Origin of the sequence: Devosia insulae DS-56 (assembly GCF_000970465.2) — a bacterium.
GTDB classification, from domain to species: Bacteria; Pseudomonadota; Alphaproteobacteria; order Rhizobiales; family Devosiaceae; genus Devosia_A; species Devosia_A insulae.
The window spans coordinates 1-16,464 of record NZ_LAJE02000054.1 but is presented as its reverse complement, the minus strand read 5'-3'; the positions used below and the strand labels follow the sequence as shown (position 1 = coordinate 16,464).

The 16,464-nt window shown below is 64.8% G+C and carries 13 protein-coding genes; 7 read left to right on the top strand and 6 right to left on the bottom strand.

Going from position 1 to position 16,464, the window contains the following annotated elements; genetic code table 11:
* Nucleotides 1-66 precede the first annotated feature (66 nt).
* The 4 genes from VW23_RS02785 to VW23_RS02770 are packed head-to-tail and all read right to left on the bottom strand — an operon-like array spanning nucleotide 67 to nucleotide 4,266.
* The gene (locus VW23_RS02785; protein WP_069908069.1) at nucleotides 67-1,047 is read right to left on the bottom strand and encodes a sugar phosphate isomerase/epimerase family protein; all 981 of its coding nucleotides are present in this window, start codon (nucleotides 1,045-1,047) and stop codon (nucleotides 67-69) included.
* A gap of 44 nt (nucleotides 1,048-1,091) precedes the next feature.
* Nucleotides 1,092-2,564: an FGGY family carbohydrate kinase gene (locus VW23_RS02780; RefSeq protein WP_069908068.1), complete on the bottom strand. Its 1,473-nt coding sequence runs from the start codon at nucleotides 2,562-2,564 to the stop codon at nucleotides 1,092-1,094.
* The gene (locus tag VW23_RS02775) at nucleotides 2,561-3,514 is read right to left on the bottom strand and encodes a transketolase family protein (protein ID WP_069908067.1); all 954 of its coding nucleotides are present in this window, start codon (nucleotides 3,512-3,514) and stop codon (nucleotides 2,561-2,563) included. Before VW23_RS02775 ends, VW23_RS02780 begins: the two co-directional genes overlap by 4 nt.
* Entirely contained in the window at nucleotides 3,514-4,266 is a 753-nt protein-coding gene (locus tag VW23_RS02770; protein WP_244513352.1) for a transketolase, read from the bottom strand. The genes VW23_RS02775 and VW23_RS02770 overlap by 1 nt, the downstream gene beginning before the upstream one ends.
* A gap of 319 nt (nucleotides 4,267-4,585) precedes the next feature.
* Between VW23_RS02770 and VW23_RS02765 the strand changes: the two genes are divergently transcribed.
* The 7 genes from VW23_RS02765 to VW23_RS02735 all read left to right on the top strand — a co-directional run bounded on the left by VW23_RS02765 (nucleotide 4,586) and on the right by VW23_RS02735 (nucleotide 14,669).
* Nucleotides 4,586-5,419 carry a DeoR/GlpR family DNA-binding transcription regulator gene (locus VW23_RS02765; protein WP_176730312.1) on the top strand — a complete coding sequence of 278 codons (834 nt, stop codon included), beginning with the start codon at nucleotides 4,586-4,588 and terminating at the stop codon, nucleotides 5,417-5,419.
* 401 nt (nucleotides 5,420-5,820) lie between these two features.
* Nucleotides 5,821-7,728, top strand: coding sequence for an ABC transporter substrate-binding protein (locus VW23_RS02760; RefSeq protein WP_069908065.1), 1,908 nt, complete (start codon nucleotides 5,821-5,823; stop codon nucleotides 7,726-7,728).
* Nucleotides 7,729-7,801: 73 nt separating this feature from the next.
* On the top strand, nucleotides 7,802-9,703 hold the full coding sequence (locus VW23_RS28110) for an ABC transporter permease subunit (RefSeq protein ID WP_084645457.1): 1,902 nt from the start codon (nucleotides 7,802-7,804) through the stop codon (nucleotides 9,701-9,703).
* Nucleotides 9,700-10,611, top strand: a complete 912-nt coding sequence (locus VW23_RS02750) for an ABC transporter ATP-binding protein (protein WP_069908064.1) — start codon at nucleotides 9,700-9,702, stop codon at nucleotides 10,609-10,611. The genes VW23_RS28110 and VW23_RS02750 overlap by 4 nt, the downstream gene beginning before the upstream one ends.
* On the top strand, nucleotides 10,608-11,429 hold the full coding sequence (locus VW23_RS02745; RefSeq protein WP_069908063.1) for an ABC transporter ATP-binding protein: 822 nt from the start codon (nucleotides 10,608-10,610) through the stop codon (nucleotides 11,427-11,429). Before VW23_RS02750 ends, VW23_RS02745 begins: the two co-directional genes overlap by 4 nt.
* 143 nt (nucleotides 11,430-11,572) lie before the next feature.
* Nucleotides 11,573-13,156 carry a DUF5060 domain-containing protein gene (locus tag VW23_RS02740; protein WP_069908062.1) on the top strand — a complete coding sequence of 528 codons (1,584 nt, stop codon included), beginning with the start codon at nucleotides 11,573-11,575 and terminating at the stop codon, nucleotides 13,154-13,156.
* Between the two features lie 10 nt (nucleotides 13,157-13,166).
* The gene (locus tag VW23_RS02735; RefSeq protein WP_069908061.1) at nucleotides 13,167-14,669 is read left to right on the top strand and encodes a DUF5060 domain-containing protein; all 1,503 of its coding nucleotides are present in this window, start codon (nucleotides 13,167-13,169) and stop codon (nucleotides 14,667-14,669) included.
* An 11-nt stretch (nucleotides 14,670-14,680) separates the two neighbouring features.
* Here the strand turns inward: VW23_RS02735 and VW23_RS02730 are convergent, their stop codons facing one another.
* Both VW23_RS02730 and VW23_RS28820 read right to left on the bottom strand, forming a co-directional pair.
* A complete protein-coding gene (locus VW23_RS02730; protein WP_069908060.1) occupies nucleotides 14,681-15,715 on the bottom strand; it encodes an aldo/keto reductase in 1,035 nt (344 codons plus the stop codon).
* Between the two features lie 255 nt (nucleotides 15,716-15,970).
* The coding region (locus VW23_RS28820; RefSeq protein ID WP_201788004.1) for a hypothetical protein at nucleotides 15,971-16,464 on the bottom strand (494 nt) is incomplete at its 5' end.

Sequence of the window (16,464 nt, the reverse complement as noted above, 5' to 3'; positions counted from 1 at the left end):
CTCCACCGCCTTCGGCGGTCCCCCTCCCCCGCCACGCGGGGGAGGATCACGGAGAGGCCGGGCTCCCTAAAACGCCCCGAACAACGCTTTCTGCGCAATGCGCAGTGCGGTGATGGCGTCGTGGTCTTCCTGGGCCTTGCGCAACGCCTTCAGATCCAGCGCTTCCAGCCCGCGATCGACCGCCTTGAGGAAGTCGATGGCGTGGTCGGCGGTGGCGACGCTGTCTTCGCGGAACGGGAACTGGTCGAGTTGCCAGACGCCGTCCCACTTGTTCTTGCGCAGGACATGGAAGAACTCGAACAGCTCGATCGGGTGGAGGCTGCCGGCCACCAGGTCATCGTCCCAGGAGCGGTAATTGTCGTTGACGTCCATGCCGAACAGCCGGCCGTAATCGATCGCCATCTGCGCCGAGTCCGCCGCGGATTCGCCGCCGAAGATAGCGTGGCCAAAATCGAGCAGGATGCCGACATTGGGGAGGCCGATCTTCTCGATGCCGAGCAGCGTCCGCGCCAGCGAGTCAAAGCTCATATGCACGCGCGGTTCGCGCGGCTTGTATTCGATGACGAATTTGAGGTCGGGATTCTCTGAGGCGAGCCGGCCGACGCCATCGAGCGAGTTCTTCCACAGCGCGCCGTGGTCGACCTGGAACGGATAATCCCAGCCGTCCTGGCCGGGCCACAGCTTGACGTATTCGGCGCCGAAATCCCGCACCACGCCGGCAGCTTCGGTGATCAGTTCGTGGGCGCGCTGGCGGATGCCGGGGTCGGGGTTGGTGAAGGCGCCCTTCCTGAACTCGCGGGTATAGATCTCGGGGGTGATGCCGATGACGCCGAGCTTGTTGCGCTCGAGCGCCGTCTTGATCTGAGCGTTGCTGAACTCGCCGCCGAAGAACGGGTAGTTGATGTCGACGACGCTGAGATCGCGCACCTTGCCGGCGAGATCGATGGCTTCGATGACGTTGCGAGGCTCGCCATAGCCGTCGGTGGCGTAGCGATCGACATAGGTGGCAAAGTGCCAGATGCCGGCTCCGAAGCGCAGCTTGCTCATCTTGTTGTTCTCCCTCGTTCGTTGCTCCGCCCTGGGCGGTTGGTTCAGGTGATCTGGTCCCGCTGCAGCACGCGGCCGACGCCGCTCAGCCAGCCCGAGAGCGCTGCTTTGCGGCTCGCGTCGGACATTTGCGGGGTGAATTGGCGTTGCGCCTTGCTGGCGCGGGTGGTGTTGCGGCCGAGGCCGGTGGCGGCGAGCAGGGCGGCGCCGGCGGCGCTGACTTCGGGCAGCTCGCCGCGCAGCACCGGGCGATCGATCAGGTCGGCCTGGAACTGCATCAGCATGTCGTTGCGCGCCGCGCCGCCATCGGCGGAGAGCCGGGCCAGCGGCTGGCCGAGGTCGGTCTCCATGGCAGTGAAGACGTCTGTCACTTGGAAGGCGATAGCCTCGACGGCGGCGCGCGCCAGATGCGCCGGGGTGGTGCCCAGCGCCAGGCCCGAGATGCTGCCGCGGGCGTCCGGATCCCAATAGGGCGCGCCAAGCCCGACCAGGGCCGGCACGAAGGTGACGCCATTGCTGTCGGGCACGGTGGCGGCCAGTGCGGCGACGGCCGCGGGATCGGCAATGCCGAGCAGGCTCCCCATGAAGGCGACGGCCTGGCCGGAGACCGAGATATTGCCCTCGAGCGCATAGGCGACGCCGGCGCTGGTGCTCCAGGCGATGGTCGAGGAGAGGCCGCTGCGGCTCATGATGCGGGCCGCGGTCAGCGTCATCAGCGACGTGCCGGTGCCGTAGGTCGCCTTCACCGTCCCCGGTTCGCGCACGCCGTGGCCGAACAAAGCCGCGTGCGAGTCGCCGATCATGGCGTGGACGGGTGTGCCGGCAGCGAGGGCGGAAACACCCGCGGCCACGGTGCCGAAGGCGCTGTCCGAGGGACGGACTTTCGGCAGCAGCGCGAGCGGCACGTTGAAGATACGCCCAAGCTCTTCGTCCCAGGCCAGAGCCTCGGTGTTGAACAGCTGGGTGCGCGAGGCGTTGGAATGGTCGGTGGCGTGCTCGCCGCCGGTGAGGTTCCACAATAGCCAGGCGTCAATGGTGCCAGCGCGCAAATGGCCCGTGGCGGCCGCCTCGCGGGCGCCCGAGACATGGTCGAGGATCCAGGCAAGCTTGGCTGCCGGGAACAGCGGATCGACGCCGAGCCCGGTGCGGGTTTCGATCAGCTCGGCATGCCCGGCGGCGCGGATGGCGGCGCCGTCGGGGGCGGAGCGGCGGCATTGCCAGAGGATGGCCGGGGCGATGGGCTGGCCGGTGCGGCTGTCCCAGACGACGATGGTTTCGCGCTGGTTGGAAATCGCCAGGGCGTCCATGTCGGGCCCGACCTTGGCGACGACCTCGGCGATCACCTGCGCGACGCTCTGCCAGATGTCGGTCGCCGATTGCTCGGCCCAGCCGGGCTGCGGATAGCTGACCGGCATCGGCACCGAGGCGCTGGCCACCACCCGGCCCTCGGCGTCGAACGCCAGGGCTTTGGTGTTGGTGGTGCCCTGGTCGATGGCGAGGATCAGCCCGTTGCTCATTTGCGCGTGAGAACCTGGCGCGCCGCGTCGGCAATGCCGGCGGCGTTCAAGTGGAAATGCTCGAGCAGCCAGTCGGCCGAGCCGGTGGGCAGGAAGCCGGGGAAGCCGAGAATGCGCATCGGCACCGGATCGTGCGTCGCCAGCACTTCGGCCACCGCACCGCCGAGGCCACCGCGCACCGAGTGCTCTTCGACGGTGACGACGGCGCCGGTCTTCGCCGCCGCGAGAATGGTCGCCTCGTCGAGCGGGTTGACCGTCGACATATTGATGACGCGCGCCGCGATGCCGTCGGCGGCGAGGGCTTCGGCAGCGGCGAGGGCCCGGTGCACCATCACGCCATTGGCGATGATGGCGAGATCGTCGCCGTCGCGCAGCGTCTCGGCCTTGCCGATCTCGAACTTCGCGTTGGAGCGCTTGAGGTCGGGCACCGGCATGCGGCTGACCCGGATGAACACCGGGCCATCGAGTGCTGCCGCGGCGCGGATCGCCTGTTCGGTTTCCCAGGGGTCGGAGGGGACGATCAGCGTCAGGTTGTTGAGCAGCCGCAGCCAGGCCATGTCCTCGATGGAATGGTGGGTGGGGCCGAGCTCGCCATAGGCGACGCCGCTCGACTGGCCGATCAGCTTCACGTTGACATTGGTATAGGCGATATCGGCCTTGATCTGCTCCATCGCCCGGGCGGTGAGGAAGCAGGCGGCGGCCGAAACGAAGGGGATTTTGCCGCCATTGGCGAGGCCGGCGCCCACTGCCACCACGGTCTGCTCGGCAATGCCGACATTGACCATGCGCTCTGGCCAGCGCTTGCGGAAATTGACCAGCTTGGACGAGCCGACGCTGTCGCTCACCACGGTGACGATGCGCGGATCGGCTTCGGCCAGCGCCTCGACGGTTTTGGAGAAGGTGTCGCGGCAATCGTGCCAGCCGGCGGGGGCAGGGGCGGCGGCGCTCATCAGGCGAGTTCCCGCATGGCTTGCTCGTACTGTTCCTTGTTGGGCACGCCGTGGTGCCAGGCGACGTTGTCGTGCATGAAGCTGACGCCCTTGCCTTTAAAGGTGTTGGCGATGACGCAGAGCGGCTTGCCGCGGCCCTTGGGGGAGGCGCTCAGCACCTCGTAGAGGGCGCGGTGATCGTGGCCGTCGACCATTTCGACATGCCAGCCGAAGGCGCGCCACTTGTCATCGAGCGGGTCGAGGCTGGCGGTTTCCTCGGTGCGGGCGCCCTGCTGCAGCCGGTTGCGATCAATGATCAGCGTCAGGTTCTCGAGCTTCCGATGTCCGGCGGTGAGCGCCGCTTCCCAGTTGCTGCCTTCCTGCAACTCACCGTCGCCGGTGAGCACGAAAGTGCGGAAATCGGCGTTGTCGATCTGGCCGGCAATGGCGATGCCGACGCTGACCGGCAGGCCGTGGCCGAGCGGGCCGGTATTGGTCTCGACGCCGGGCAGGTAGTTGCGGTTGGGGTGGCCGTTGAGCATCGACAGCGGCTGCATGTAGGTACTGAGCTGCGCCTCGGGGAAGAACCCGGCGGCGGCCAATACGGCATAGAAAGCGCCGGTGCAGTGGCCCTTGCTCATCACGAAACGATCGCGGCCAGGGTTGCGTGGGTCGGCGGGATCGTGGCGCAGCACGCCGAAATACAGGGTCGCCAGTACGTCGGCGGCGCTGAAATCGCCGCCGGGGTGACCCAGTTGCGCTTCGTAGACCATCTGGAAACTGCGCCGGCGGATCCACAACGCCTTGTCGCGGATCAGCGCGACCGGATCGTTGCGAAGTTCGGCGGAAGCCGGGAACGTCAAAACTGCCTCCTCCAGCATTCGGGGTAGGCCGGCTTGTGCCGCTGCCTCCCATGCATCTTGTTGCGACAACTAACCGATTGTTTGCCGCTCGTCACTATCGAAAATTTGCGAATGGTTTCGTTTGGCGTATAGTCGCTAGATATCCGAAGTGGAAAGCGGGGTGCGCGGGTTGCGGAAAACCCAACCGCCACGGTATTTTGCCCGAGGTCAGCAAAGGCGCGCCTGAGAGATGAACGAGCAGAAGAGCATCCGCCGGCAGGACCGCAAGGCAGGCGTCGACGCTGGCACGCTGAGCGGGCTGTTGGCCGAGCCGCGGCGGCGCAAGATTCTCGAATGGCTGCAAGAAGAGGGCAGCGCCCGGGTGCGCGACCTCTCAGCCGCGTTCGAAGTCAGTGAAGCGACGATCCGGCAGGATCTCGAGCGGCTGGAGGCCGACGGCTACATCACCAGGGAGCATGGCGGCGCATTCCTCAAGACGCTGCCCCGGCAGGTCGAGACGCTGAGCCTGCAACACCTTGAGAACATGGACAAAAAGCGCAGGATCGGGGTGCGGGCCGCAGCGCTGGTCGGGGATGGCGAAACCATCATCCTCGATGCCGGCTCGACCACAACCGAGGTCGCGCATGGGCTGTTGCAGCGGCGCGAACTGACTGTCATCACCAATGCGCTCAATATCGCGTTGATCCTTGGAGCGGTGCCGGGCTTTGCCGTGCATATGCCGGGTGGCCAGTTCAAGGCGCCGACCCTGTCGCTGAGCGGCGACAAGTCGGTGGAGTATTTCCGCGATATCCTCGCCGGCAAGCTGTTCCTCGCCACGGCCGGCGTGTCGCTCGAAGCAGGACTCACCTATCCGAGCTTTGCCGACCTGCAGCTCAAGCAGGCGATGATCAAGGCGGCGCAGCACGTCTACCTGGTGGCGGATTCGACCAAGATCAACCGCACTTCGTTCACGCGGCTTGGCACTTTGGACGTGATTCACTCGTTTATCACCGATGATGGGATCCGCGACGAAGATGCCCGCGAGTTCGAACGCCGCGGCATCGAACTGATCATCGCCCGCTGAAATAGCTTAAACCTGCCAGTCTCTTAGTCTCGCTGCTCCAGCGTCAACCGCTGGGGCAGGACGCTGTGACGTGCTGCCGGGCTGGACCGGATCAGCGCCGCTTGCTGGCGATCCCAGTGAGAATCGGCATTGACTTGCCTCTGATACCTCCGTAATCCTCATTAATCGCAAACAAAGCGAAACAGACAGAACTCGTCTGTTTGCGATGTGCCTCAGATGCCGGTTGGCGCCTGAGTGCAGGGGAGCAGGTGAGGAGCCCTTCGATCACGGCGGCATGCAGCCAGTCGGCCTGAAGCCGGCTGACGGGCCCGGCTGTGCGATGGCCGACCACCGAGAGGTTCAATCCCGGACGCGACTGCCCAAACCGGCGGCGATCCAGGGCAACGAGGAGGACACGGACAATGGTACGGCTTGGCCGATACGTGCTGGCCCCGCTGGCGGGGCTGTTGCTGGCAGGCGCCAGCACCGCGCAGGAAATGACCGATGTGGGCACGCCCCGCAACGAGACGCTGATCGTGCAGACCTTCGACGGCAAATCGGCCAACCCCGATGTGCAGAACCCGCTCAATCAGTATGCGATCTGGCGCGGCTTCCGCGAGCTGGGCTGGAGCTTTCTGTGGGAGATGGATACGGCCACCGGCCAGTCCTACCCCGAGCTCGCTGCCGGCCCGGTGGAAGTGCTCAACCCCGAGCACACCAAGTTCCGCATCAAGATCCGCCCCGGCGTGTTCTGGAGCGACGGGGTCGAGTTCACCGTTGACGACCTGATCTACACGCTCGATACGTCCTTCAAGTACAAGGACAAGCTGACCTTCGTCGCCCGCACCACCAATTACGTGAAGCCGGACAGCTGGTCCAAGGTCGACAACTACACCATGGATATCGAGACGGTCAGCCCGGCCTACGATTTCCAGACGGTGCTCGGCGTCTATACCTGGGGCTCGCTGTTCGTGCCGGTGCCCAAGCACATCTTCGAAGGGCAGGGCGACAATGTCGTCACCTACAAGAACACCAATGCGGTGACGCTCGGGCCCTACAAGATCAAGGAGTTCGACCCCAACGGCTTCTGGCAGCTGTGGGAATTGCGTGACGATTGGCAGCGTTCGGGCTGGGGGAACCTCGGCACGCCGAAGCCGAAATACGTGCTGTACAAGGATTTCGGCGCCGAAGAGACGCGCACCCTGGCGTTCGTCCAGAACCAGTATGACGTCGACACGTTCATGAGCCCGGATTCGATTGCCGCCGCCAAGGCGCGCAACCCGGCGATCGAAACCTTCTCGCCGACGCTGCCCTATCACGACATGAACGATGCCTGCTCGTACGGCATCTATTTCAACCAGCAGAAGTCGCCTTACGACCTGCCGGAGGTGCGCTGGGCGCTGGCGCTCACCGTCAACCTGCAGCAGGTGGCGATCAGTGCGGTAAGCGGGCAGTTCAAGGCGTCGGCGCTGCCGCTGGCCGACACCCCGATCACCGATCCGGTGTTCTACCAGCCGATGCTGGAATTCCTGAACGGGCTGACCCTCTCCGATGGCTACAAGCCGTTCGACGCCGGCTTCGGCGACGGCATGGTGGCGGCGCTCAAGGCGCAGGGCATTCCGGAAGCGGACCTGCCGACCGGCGATGCGGTGAAGCAGGGCTTTGGCCAGGGCTGGTGGAAGTTCGACCCGGCACAAGCCGAAAAGCTGCTCGGCTCGGTCGGCATCAAGAAGGGCGCAGACGGCTTTTACACCAAGCCCGATGGTTCGCCGTGGACGCTCGACTTCGTCATCCCGGCCGACTGGAACAAGGTGATGCAGCGCACCGGCTTCTCGATCGCCGACAGCTGGAAGAAGGCGGGGTTCAACGTCACTGCCCGGCAGGCCGACAATGGCGAGTTCACCACGGTGCAGAACACCAACGCCAAGCTCGACCTGATGGTCAACTGGTCGACCTCGTGCACCTACAATTCCAACTGGTTCAACAGCTGGAACTCGTTCAGCGACGCCTTCGTCAAGCCGGCCGACTCCAACGAGCCGCTGCAGGGCAACTATGTCCGCGTCACCGACCCGGAGATCTTCAAGCTGGTGCAGGATTCCAAGAGCCTCGAGATCGGCTCGGAGCCGTTCGTCGCCAACGGCATCGAGATCGCCAAGAAGCTGACCAGCGGGATGCAGCTCATCAACCTGATGAACATCCCGACGACGATCCCGACCAATTCGACCTACTGGAAGAACTATCCCAAGCAGGAGAACTTCTACGCGGCGCCCTACACCTGGTGGTCGTCGTTCAAGAAGACGATCGTCAACATCGAACCGACCGGCAAGTAAGCGCCGGTCCAGATGGGGCGGCTCCCTCCCGGCCGCCCCATTCCCTTTTCTCGTTCTCGGAGCAGGTGGGCCAATGGGTGTCCTGCAATATGTGGCCAAGCGTGTCGGCCTCTATTTCGCGGTCCTGTTCATCGGGCTGACGATCACCTTCCTGTTGCCGCGACTGATGCCGGCCAACCCGATCGACGGCTATATCGGCCAGATCCAGGCGCGGGCCAGCGGCGCGCTCACTGCCGACGACATCATCCAGCTGCGCGCCAATCTCGAGCAGCTCTACGGGCTGAAGGGCAACCTGTTCAGCCAGTATGTGAGCTATCTCGAGCGGGTGGTGCTGCACTTCGATTTCGGGCCGAGCTTCACCTATTACCCGCAGCCGGTCAGCCAGATGATCTTCAACGCGCTGCCCTGGACGCTGGGGCTGTTGCTGATCGCGACGCTGGTCGCCTGGCTGCTCGGCAACATGGTCGGGCTGGTGGCGGGGTATTTCCACACCAGGAAGGCGGCGACCATTCTCGAAGTGGTCGGCATCCTGCTCTACCCGATCCCCTATTACATCCTCGCGATCAGCGTGATCCTGCTGCTCGCCTATATCTTTCCTATCTTCCCGCTGTCGCCGACCTTCCCGGTCGGGCAGATGACGCTGCAAAAGTTCGGCATGGTGATCTACAACTCGCTGCTGCCGGCGCTGACGCTGGTGCTGGCCGGGTTCGGCTGGAACATCCTTTCGATGAAGGCGCTGGCGGTGGCGACCACCGAGGAGCCCTATGTCACCTATGCGCGGCTGAAGGGCACCTCGAACTGGACCCGCATGGTGCGCTACGTGTTCCGAAACCTTGCTGCCACAGGTGACCGCACTGGCGCTGTCGCTGGGCACGGTGTTCAACGGCGCGCTGCTCACCGAGATGCTGTTCTCCTACCCGGGCGTCGGGCTGATCATGCGCACCGCGGCGAGCGGCGGCGATTACAACGTGCTCTACGGCGCCATCGCCATCTCGATCATCGCCGTCGCCACAGCCGGCCTCGTCATCGACCTCATCTATCCCCTCCTCGACCCGCGGATCCGCCACAAATGACGACCGAGAGCCCCTCGGCGGCTGGTGCCGCCGCCATTCCCGCCGCCCCGGCTATCAAGCGCCGCGACAGTTTGCTGTGGCTGCTCAACGCGCGGCTCGCTATCGGGCTGAGCCTGATCACCATCTTCATCGTCGGCAGCATCGTGTTGCCGTTCTTTTCGCCGGCCGATCCGTCGCTGCAGGCGACGTATCTGAAGAACATGCCGATGTCGGGGGAGCACCTGCTCGGCACCAACGCCATCGGGCAGGACATTTTCTGGTTCCTGGTGTTCGCCATCCGCAACTCGCTGATCCTCGGCGTCCTGGTCGGCGTCGGCGTCACCATCATCTCGACGGCGGTCGGGCTCAGCGCCGGCTATATCGGCGGCAATTACGAGCGCGTGGTGATGCTGGTGGTCGACAGCTTCATCACCATCCCGCTGCTGCCGATCCTGATCATCCTCGGCGCAGTGATCCGCGGCAACAGCTCGTTCCTCACCGTGGGCCTGATCATCGTGGTGTTCGGCTGGGCCTGGGGCGCCCGCACCATCCGTTCGATGGCGCTGTCGCTGCGCGAGCGTGAGTTCATCAACATGGCGCGGTTCTCGGGCGCCAACACCTTCAACATCCTCACGAGGGAAATCTTCCCGTACGTGTCGGCCTACATGGTGGTGGGCTTCATCAACACCATCCTCTTTGCCGTCAACACCGAGGCGACGCTGGCGGTGATCGGGCTCAGTAAGGTCGAGGTGCCGACGCTTGGTTCGATCATCTTCTGGGCGCTCAACTACAACGCGCTGTTCACCGGCAATTACCCCTGGCTGGTGGCGCCGATCGTCGCCTCGATCCTGCTCTTCCTCGGGTTGTTCCTGACCTCGACCGGCTTCAACGCCGCATTCGCCAACAAGCGGGGTGTCGCATGATCAAGCTCAACGACCTCAAGATCAGCTATCGCATCGGCAACCGGGTGATCGAAGCGGTCAACGGCGTGACGCTGACCATTCCCGACGGCTCGATCGTCGGCATTGCCGGGGAATCCGGTTGCGGCAAGTCCACGCTGATGAAGGCGATCTATGGCGATATCCAATCGCCGATGTCGCTCAGTGGCGGCAGCATCGAATATGGCATGAAGGGCGCCGACGGGCTGCCAGTGACCACCCAGACGATCCGCCGAGAGTGGTTCAAGTCGATCTCCTACATTCCGCAGAGCTCGATGAACTCGCTGAACCCGGTGATCCGGATCCGCGACCAGTTCACCGATTTCCCCGGCACCGACAGCAACAAGAAGCGGGTGCTGGAGCGGGCGCGGGCCTATATCGGCAAGCTCGGCCTGCCGGCCGAAGCGATGGAATCCTACCCGCACCAGCTGTCGGGCGGCATGCGGCAGCGGGTGATGATCGCCCTCGCCACCTTCTTCCAGCCCGAGCTGATCATCGCGGACGAGCCGACCACAGCGCTGGACGTGGTGGTGCAGAAGGAAATCCTGCTGCTCCTGATGGAAGTGCAGGAGCTGATGGGCAACACCATCCTCGTCGTCTCGCACGACATGGGCGTCCACTATCAGGTCACCCACAAGATGCTGATCATGTATGCCGGCCGGGTGGTCGAATATGGCGATACCGAAAGCGTCTTCGCCGACCCGCAGCACCCCTACACCAAGATGCTGATCGACTCGCTGCCCACCATTGGCGACGACAGCATGCGCGGCGTGCTCGCCAGCATGGCCGGGGCAGGGGGCGACCGGGCCTATCGGGTGGAGCCGGAACTGATCGAAGTGAAGCCGGGGCATTTCATGGCGCGACCCAGCCAGAGCGTGGGAGCAGCGGCATGACCGTGATCCTGAAGACCGAAGGGCTGAACAAGGTCTACCGGCAGGGCGGACTGGTGCGCTCGCGGCAGGTCAGGGCGCTGAACGACGTCAACATCACGGTGGAGAGCGACAAGCCGGTGGTGATCGCGGTGGTCGGGGAATCGGGCTCAGGGAAGACCACGTTGGCGAAGACCCTGCTACGGCTCGAAACCCCGAGCTCGGGCCGGGCCATCGTCTATGACACGGTGGTGACCGGCAAAGGCACGACGCTGTCGAAGCAGCAGTTTCTCGGGCTGGTGCAGCCGATCTTCCAGAACCCGTTCGAGGCCTTCAGCCGCTATCGGCCGGTCGACGCGTATCTGCATGAAACGGCGCGGCGGGTCGGCGGCATGGATGGCGCCCAGGCGGAAGCGGCGGTGGCCACGGCGCTCGCCAGCGTCGGGCTGAAATATGGCGAGGTGCGCGGCAAGTACACCAACCAGTTCTCGGGCGGCGAGCTGCAGCGCATCTCGGTGGCACGGGCGCTGATCCCGCAGCCGAAGCTGATCGTCGCGGACGAGCCGGTGTCGATGATCGACGCGTCGCGGCGGATGATCATCATCAACCTGTTCAAGCAGCTGCGCGACGAGGCCGGCCGGAGCTTTCTCTACATCACCCACGACCTCGCCACCGCCTACTACATCTCCGACTACGTGGCGGTGATGAACAAGGGCGTGGTGGTGGAGTTCGGCGATGCCCGACAGGTGATGGGCGACCCTCAGCACGACTACACCAAGTTGCTGCTGAGTTCGATCCCGACCACGAAAACCCGCTGGCGGCCGCGGAAGGTGGCGGCGTGATCTGCTCCCCTCCCCCTTGAGGGGAGGGGTTGGGGGTGGGGGTCCATCGGCTCTTGAACCGCACCACCCCCACCCCCCACCCCTCCCCTCAAGGGGGAGGGGAGCGACAGTGTTCAACTTTGTAATTCAATGGATTGTTGCAGATGACCACGACCGCCGCCTCGCTTTGGGCCACGTACGAGCTGAGCCTCACCGGCCCTTCCACCGGCAACCCGTTCCTCGACGTCACGCTCACCGCCAGCTTCCGCCAAGGCGAGCGCGAGGTGCGGGTCAATGGGTTCTATGACGGGGCCGGGGTCTACAAGCTGCGCTTCCTGCCCGACACGACGGGGGCGTGGAGCTACGAAACGCGCAGCAATGCGCCTGATCTCGACCATGTCAACGGCACGTTCGAGGTGGGGCCGGCGCTGCCCAACCATCACGGTCCGGTGCGCGTCGCCAACCGGCACCATTTCCGTTACGCCGACGGCACGCGCTACACCAATATCGGCACCACCGCCTATGTGTGGAACCTGCAGGGCGATGCGCTGGAAGAAGAGACGCTCGCGAGCCTTGCCGCAGCGCCCTTCACCAAGATCCGCATGTGCGTCTTCCCCAAGCACTATCGCTACAACGAGAACGAGCCGGAGCGGTATCCGTTCAAGCTGGTGACCGCGGGCAAGAGCAAGTGGGACGGCAGCTTTGCCGGAGCCGACAAATATGGCTGGACGTTCGACTTCACCCAGTTCGAGCCGACCTATTTCCAGCATCTCGAGCAGCGCATCAACCAGCTCGCCGAGATCGGGGTCGAAGCCGACCTGATCGTCTTCCACCCCTATGACCGCTGGGGTTTTTCTCGCATGTCGCCGGCCGAGGATGACCGGTACCTGCGCTATCTGACGGCGCGGCTCGCGGCCTTCCCCAATGTCTGGTGGTCGATGGCCAACGAATACGACCTAATGCCGCAAAAGACCCCGCAAGACTGGGATCGCTTCATCAACATCACGGCCGACAACGACCCCTTCGGGCACCTGCTGTCGGTGCATAACTGCTTCAAGTTCTACGACCACAACCATCCGCGCATCACCCACGCCTCGATCCAGCGCTCCAGTGCCAACCTGTCGGCGGTGTGGCGCGAGAAATACGGCAAGCCCGTCTCGATCGACGAGTGCTGCTACGAAGGGACCATCGCCGAGCTCTGGGGCAATATCTCGGGCCAGAAGATGGTGCGCCGGTTCTGGGATGGCGTGGTCAATGGCGGCTATGTCACGCATGGCGAGACCTTCAACAACGACACCAACACCATCTGGTGGGCCAAGGGCGGCAAGCTGATCGGCGACAGCGTTGCGCGCATCGCCTTTCTCCGCCGCATCATGGAGGCGGGGCCCGACGAGGGGCTCGATCCGATCAAATCCACCGGTGCCTATCGCATCGCCATGCAAGGCGGGCTCGACAATGTGGTGCTGCAGCAGCTGTTCGTGCCGCCGGCGGGCGAGGAAGGTTGGGCCCCGGCCATGGCCTGGTGGCCGACCGCCGGGCAACCGCACCGCTACTACCTGAGCTATCTGGGCGAGAACCAGCCGAGCGAGGCGACGGTCGCGGTGCCGCCCGACGAGCACTACAGCGCCACGCTGATCGACACCTGGAACATGACCGAGACGCCGCTGGCGCCGAGCGTCAAGCGCGGCGACGTGCTGCATTTCGAGCCGAAACCCTATCTGGCGCTGCTGTTCAAGCGCATCGACTGAGGATCTCTCCATGACCGCCAAGTACGATATTTTCGAAGCCAGCTTTGCCGGCCCGGCCAGCGGCAACCCCTATCTCGAAGTGAGCTTCGATGCGGTGTTCGCGCAGCATTCGCGCGAAGTGCGGGTGCCCGGCTTCTACGATGGCGACGGCACCTATCGGGTGCGCTTCATGCCGGACCATGAGGGCGAGTGGACGTTCCGCACGCGGAGCAAGACCGCTGCGCTCGACGGCAAGACCGGCAGTTTTGCCGTCACCGCGGCGCGCCCGGGTCAGCACGGGCCGGTGGCCGTCAAGAACAAGTTCCACTTCGCTCATGCCGACGGCACCCCTTACGTGCCGTTCGGCACCACCTGCTATGCCTGGACGCACCAGCCGCTCGCTATGCAGGCCGAAACGCTCGAGACGCTCGGCAAGGCTAAGTTCAACAAGATCCGCATGGGGGTGTTCCCCAAGGATTATCCGTTCAACACCAACGAGCCGCTGCAGGACGTCTATCTCCCGGGTGCAGACGGCAAGCTCGATTTCGACCGGCCCAATCCACAAGCGTTCCAGCATTTCGAGCGGCAGGTCGGGAAACTCCGCGACATGGGGATCGAGGCCGATCTCATCATCTTCCACCCCTATGACCGCTGGGGCTACTCGAACATGTCGGCGGAACAGGATTTCCGCTACGTCGCTTATCTGGCAGCGCGGCTCAGCGCTTACTCCAACGTCTGGTGGGCGCTCGCCAACGAGTACGATTTCCTGCTCGACACCAAGCCGGTGGCGCAGTGGGACCGCTATTTCCACATCCTCGAAGAGAACGACCCGTACGGGCACCTGAAGTCGATCCACAATGGCGACCAGTCGATGAATTTCGACCATCGCAAGGCCTGGGTCAGCCATGTCTGCATCCAGAACTGGGATGTGAAGCGCACCCCGGAATGGCGCGAGCAGTATGGCAAGCCCGTGGTCAACGACGAGCCGGAGTACGAAGGCAATATCTGGCCGAGCTGGGGCAATATCACCGCCCAGGAACTCACCCACCGGTTCTGGACCACGGTGATGCGCGGCGGCTATGCCGGGCACGGCGAAACCTATGCCGACCCCGACGACCTGATCTGGTGGGCCAAGGGCGGCAAGCTCCATGGCGAAGCCTGGAAGCGCATCGGGTTCCTCCGCTCCATCGTCGAGGAGGACGCGAGGGACGGGCTGACGCCGATGGGGCACAATGCCGCCTGGCCATGGAGCCGCATATCGGGGGCGCGCGACGGCAAGGTCAGCTATATCTATTTCGGCGAGCACCAGCCCAACCAGTGGACCACCGGGCTGCCCAGGGAAGACGGGAACTTTGAGGTCGACCTGATCGACACCTGGGCGATGACGGTGACGCCGGCCAAGCGAATTGCCGCGCTGGTGCCGCATCCGACGCGGCACGGCGAGGTGGTGCGGGGTGGGAAGCCGGATGCAGCGTTCGGGGTGGAACTGCCAAGCCGGCCGTACCTGGCGCTGCGGATCAGGCAGTTGGACTAGTCACTGCGGCTTCAGTTCGTGGGCACCGGCGCGTTCGCCGCCAGCAATCCTTGCGCCTTCAGGTCCGACCAGAACGCGGCCGGGATCTGCACTGCCAGCGCCGCGACGTTCGCCTGCACCTCCGACGCCTTCGCCGCACCGGGGATCACCGAGACCACCGCCGGGTGGGCTAACGGGAACTGTAGTGCCGCGACCGGCATGCTGACGTTGTGCGCCGCACACACCGCCTCGATGCCGCGGACTTTCGCCTGTACCTCGGGCGGGGCCTTGCCATAGGCGTACATGGCGCCGGCGCCTGAGCCGGTGACCAGGATGCCGGAGGCGAAGGGGGCGCCGATGATGACGCTGATGCCGCGATCGAGGCAGCGCTGCATCGAGGTATCGAGCACGCCCTGGTCGAGCAGGGTGTAGGGCATGGCGACAATGGCGAAATCGACGTCGATGGCACTCAGCATCTCGTCGAGGTTGCCGGGCACGTTATTGCCGACGCCGATCGCCTTGATGTCGCCGGCGGCCTTCAGCTCCTGCAATGCCTTGAGGCCACCGCCATCGGTCAGTTCCTTGAGGTACCCGGTCACCAGTTCGGGGGTGTGGAACATGGTGTCGAGGTCGTGGATCACCAGGGTATCCACGGTGTTGAGCGCCAGCCGCTGCAGCACCTGCTCGTAGGCCCGCATCACCCCATCATGGGTGTAGTTGAACTCCACCTCGAAGGGCAGGCCGCCGGCCCAAGGGGCGGTGCTGAACGTCGCGGGATCGTCAGGGCGGTGGAGGATGCGGCCGACCTTGGTGTTGACGATGAACTCGTTACGCGGCCGGGTGCGGAGGAACCCGCCGAGTCGGTGCTCGGAGAGGCCGCGGCCATACCAGGGCGCGGTGTCGTAAAAGCGCACGCCGGCGTCCCAGGCGGCGGCCAGGGTCGCCTGTGACTCGGCCTCGTCCAGTCTGGCGTAAAGCTCGCCCAGATGCGCGGCGCCGAAACCGAACACTGGCAGCTCCAGCGCAGTGCGCCCGACGCGGCGACGGGTTGAAATAGTGACAGTCACGATGGTGAACCTCCCCCAAAGGCGAAGCGGGCTTCGCTCGTTTTGGGCAAAGCTGTCAGACAACAATGGGTTGGGCAAGCGGGTGGGCGTGAGCGTAATTAGCCGCAAGCAGACGGCCCCCCTCCCATCCTCCCCCATGAAGGGGGAGGTGCCCCGCCGGTGCGTTTGGCACGATCGAAAACAGAACCTCGACCCTTCACCTCCCCCTTCATGGGGGAGGCCCGGGAGGGGGCCGTCTCTATCAGTCAGCGCCCGCTAAGCCGACACCGCCGATGTTGCGTTCCTTGCCGCGAGCGACGCCGCTACCGCTGCGACTGTCGTGTCATCGACCGCCTCGCCAATGGCGCGCAGCGCCAGCACCACCGCACCCACCGAGCCGTCGCCGGCGATGCGAACGTCCGGGGTGTGGCCGGCGGCGCGCATCACTTCGGAGACGGCGGCGGGGAGGGTGAGGAGGTGCGGAGCGATGCCACCGCCCAGCGCTACCGGGCCGGGCATGGCGGGGTCGAAGATCATCTTGAAGTCGGCGAGGAGGTACGCTTCCGACTGCGCCAGCAGCGCTGCCGCCACCGGGTCGGTGCGGTTGGCGATGACCAGCGGGGCGAAGCGGGCCAGCTCGATCGGGCGGAGTTTGTAGATCGCGTCGACGAACTGCTGCAGGCAGAGCTGCCGACCGCTGAAGGCCTTTTCGTCGGAATAGGCGATGCCGAAGGCGCCGAGCAATGCCGCGGTCAGCACGGTCTTTGGGC

Coding starts and splice junctions, on each gene's coding strand:
- VW23_RS02785 (WP_069908069.1), bottom strand. CDS start 1,047: ATGAGCAAGCTGCGCTTCGGAGCCGGCATCTGGCACTTTGCCACCTAT.
- VW23_RS02780 (WP_069908068.1), bottom strand. CDS start 2,564: ATGAGCAACGGGCTGATCCTCGCCATCGACCAGGGCACCACCAACACC.
- VW23_RS02775 (WP_069908067.1), bottom strand. CDS start 3,514: ATGAGCGCCGCCGCCCCTGCCCCCGCCGGCTGGCACGATTGCCGCGAC.
- VW23_RS02770 (WP_244513352.1), bottom strand. CDS start 4,266: ATGGTCTACGAAGCGCAACTGGGTCACCCCGGCGGCGATTTCAGCGCC.
- VW23_RS02765 (WP_176730312.1), top strand. CDS start 4,586: ATGAACGAGCAGAAGAGCATCCGCCGGCAGGACCGCAAGGCAGGCGTC.
- VW23_RS02760 (WP_069908065.1), top strand. CDS start 5,821: ATGGTACGGCTTGGCCGATACGTGCTGGCCCCGCTGGCGGGGCTGTTG.
- VW23_RS28110 (WP_084645457.1), top strand. CDS start 7,802: ATGGGTGTCCTGCAATATGTGGCCAAGCGTGTCGGCCTCTATTTCGCG.
- VW23_RS02750 (WP_069908064.1), top strand. CDS start 9,700: ATGATCAAGCTCAACGACCTCAAGATCAGCTATCGCATCGGCAACCGG.
- VW23_RS02745 (WP_069908063.1), top strand. CDS start 10,608: ATGACCGTGATCCTGAAGACCGAAGGGCTGAACAAGGTCTACCGGCAG.
- VW23_RS02740 (WP_069908062.1), top strand. CDS start 11,573: ATGACCACGACCGCCGCCTCGCTTTGGGCCACGTACGAGCTGAGCCTC.
- VW23_RS02735 (WP_069908061.1), top strand. CDS start 13,167: ATGACCGCCAAGTACGATATTTTCGAAGCCAGCTTTGCCGGCCCGGCC.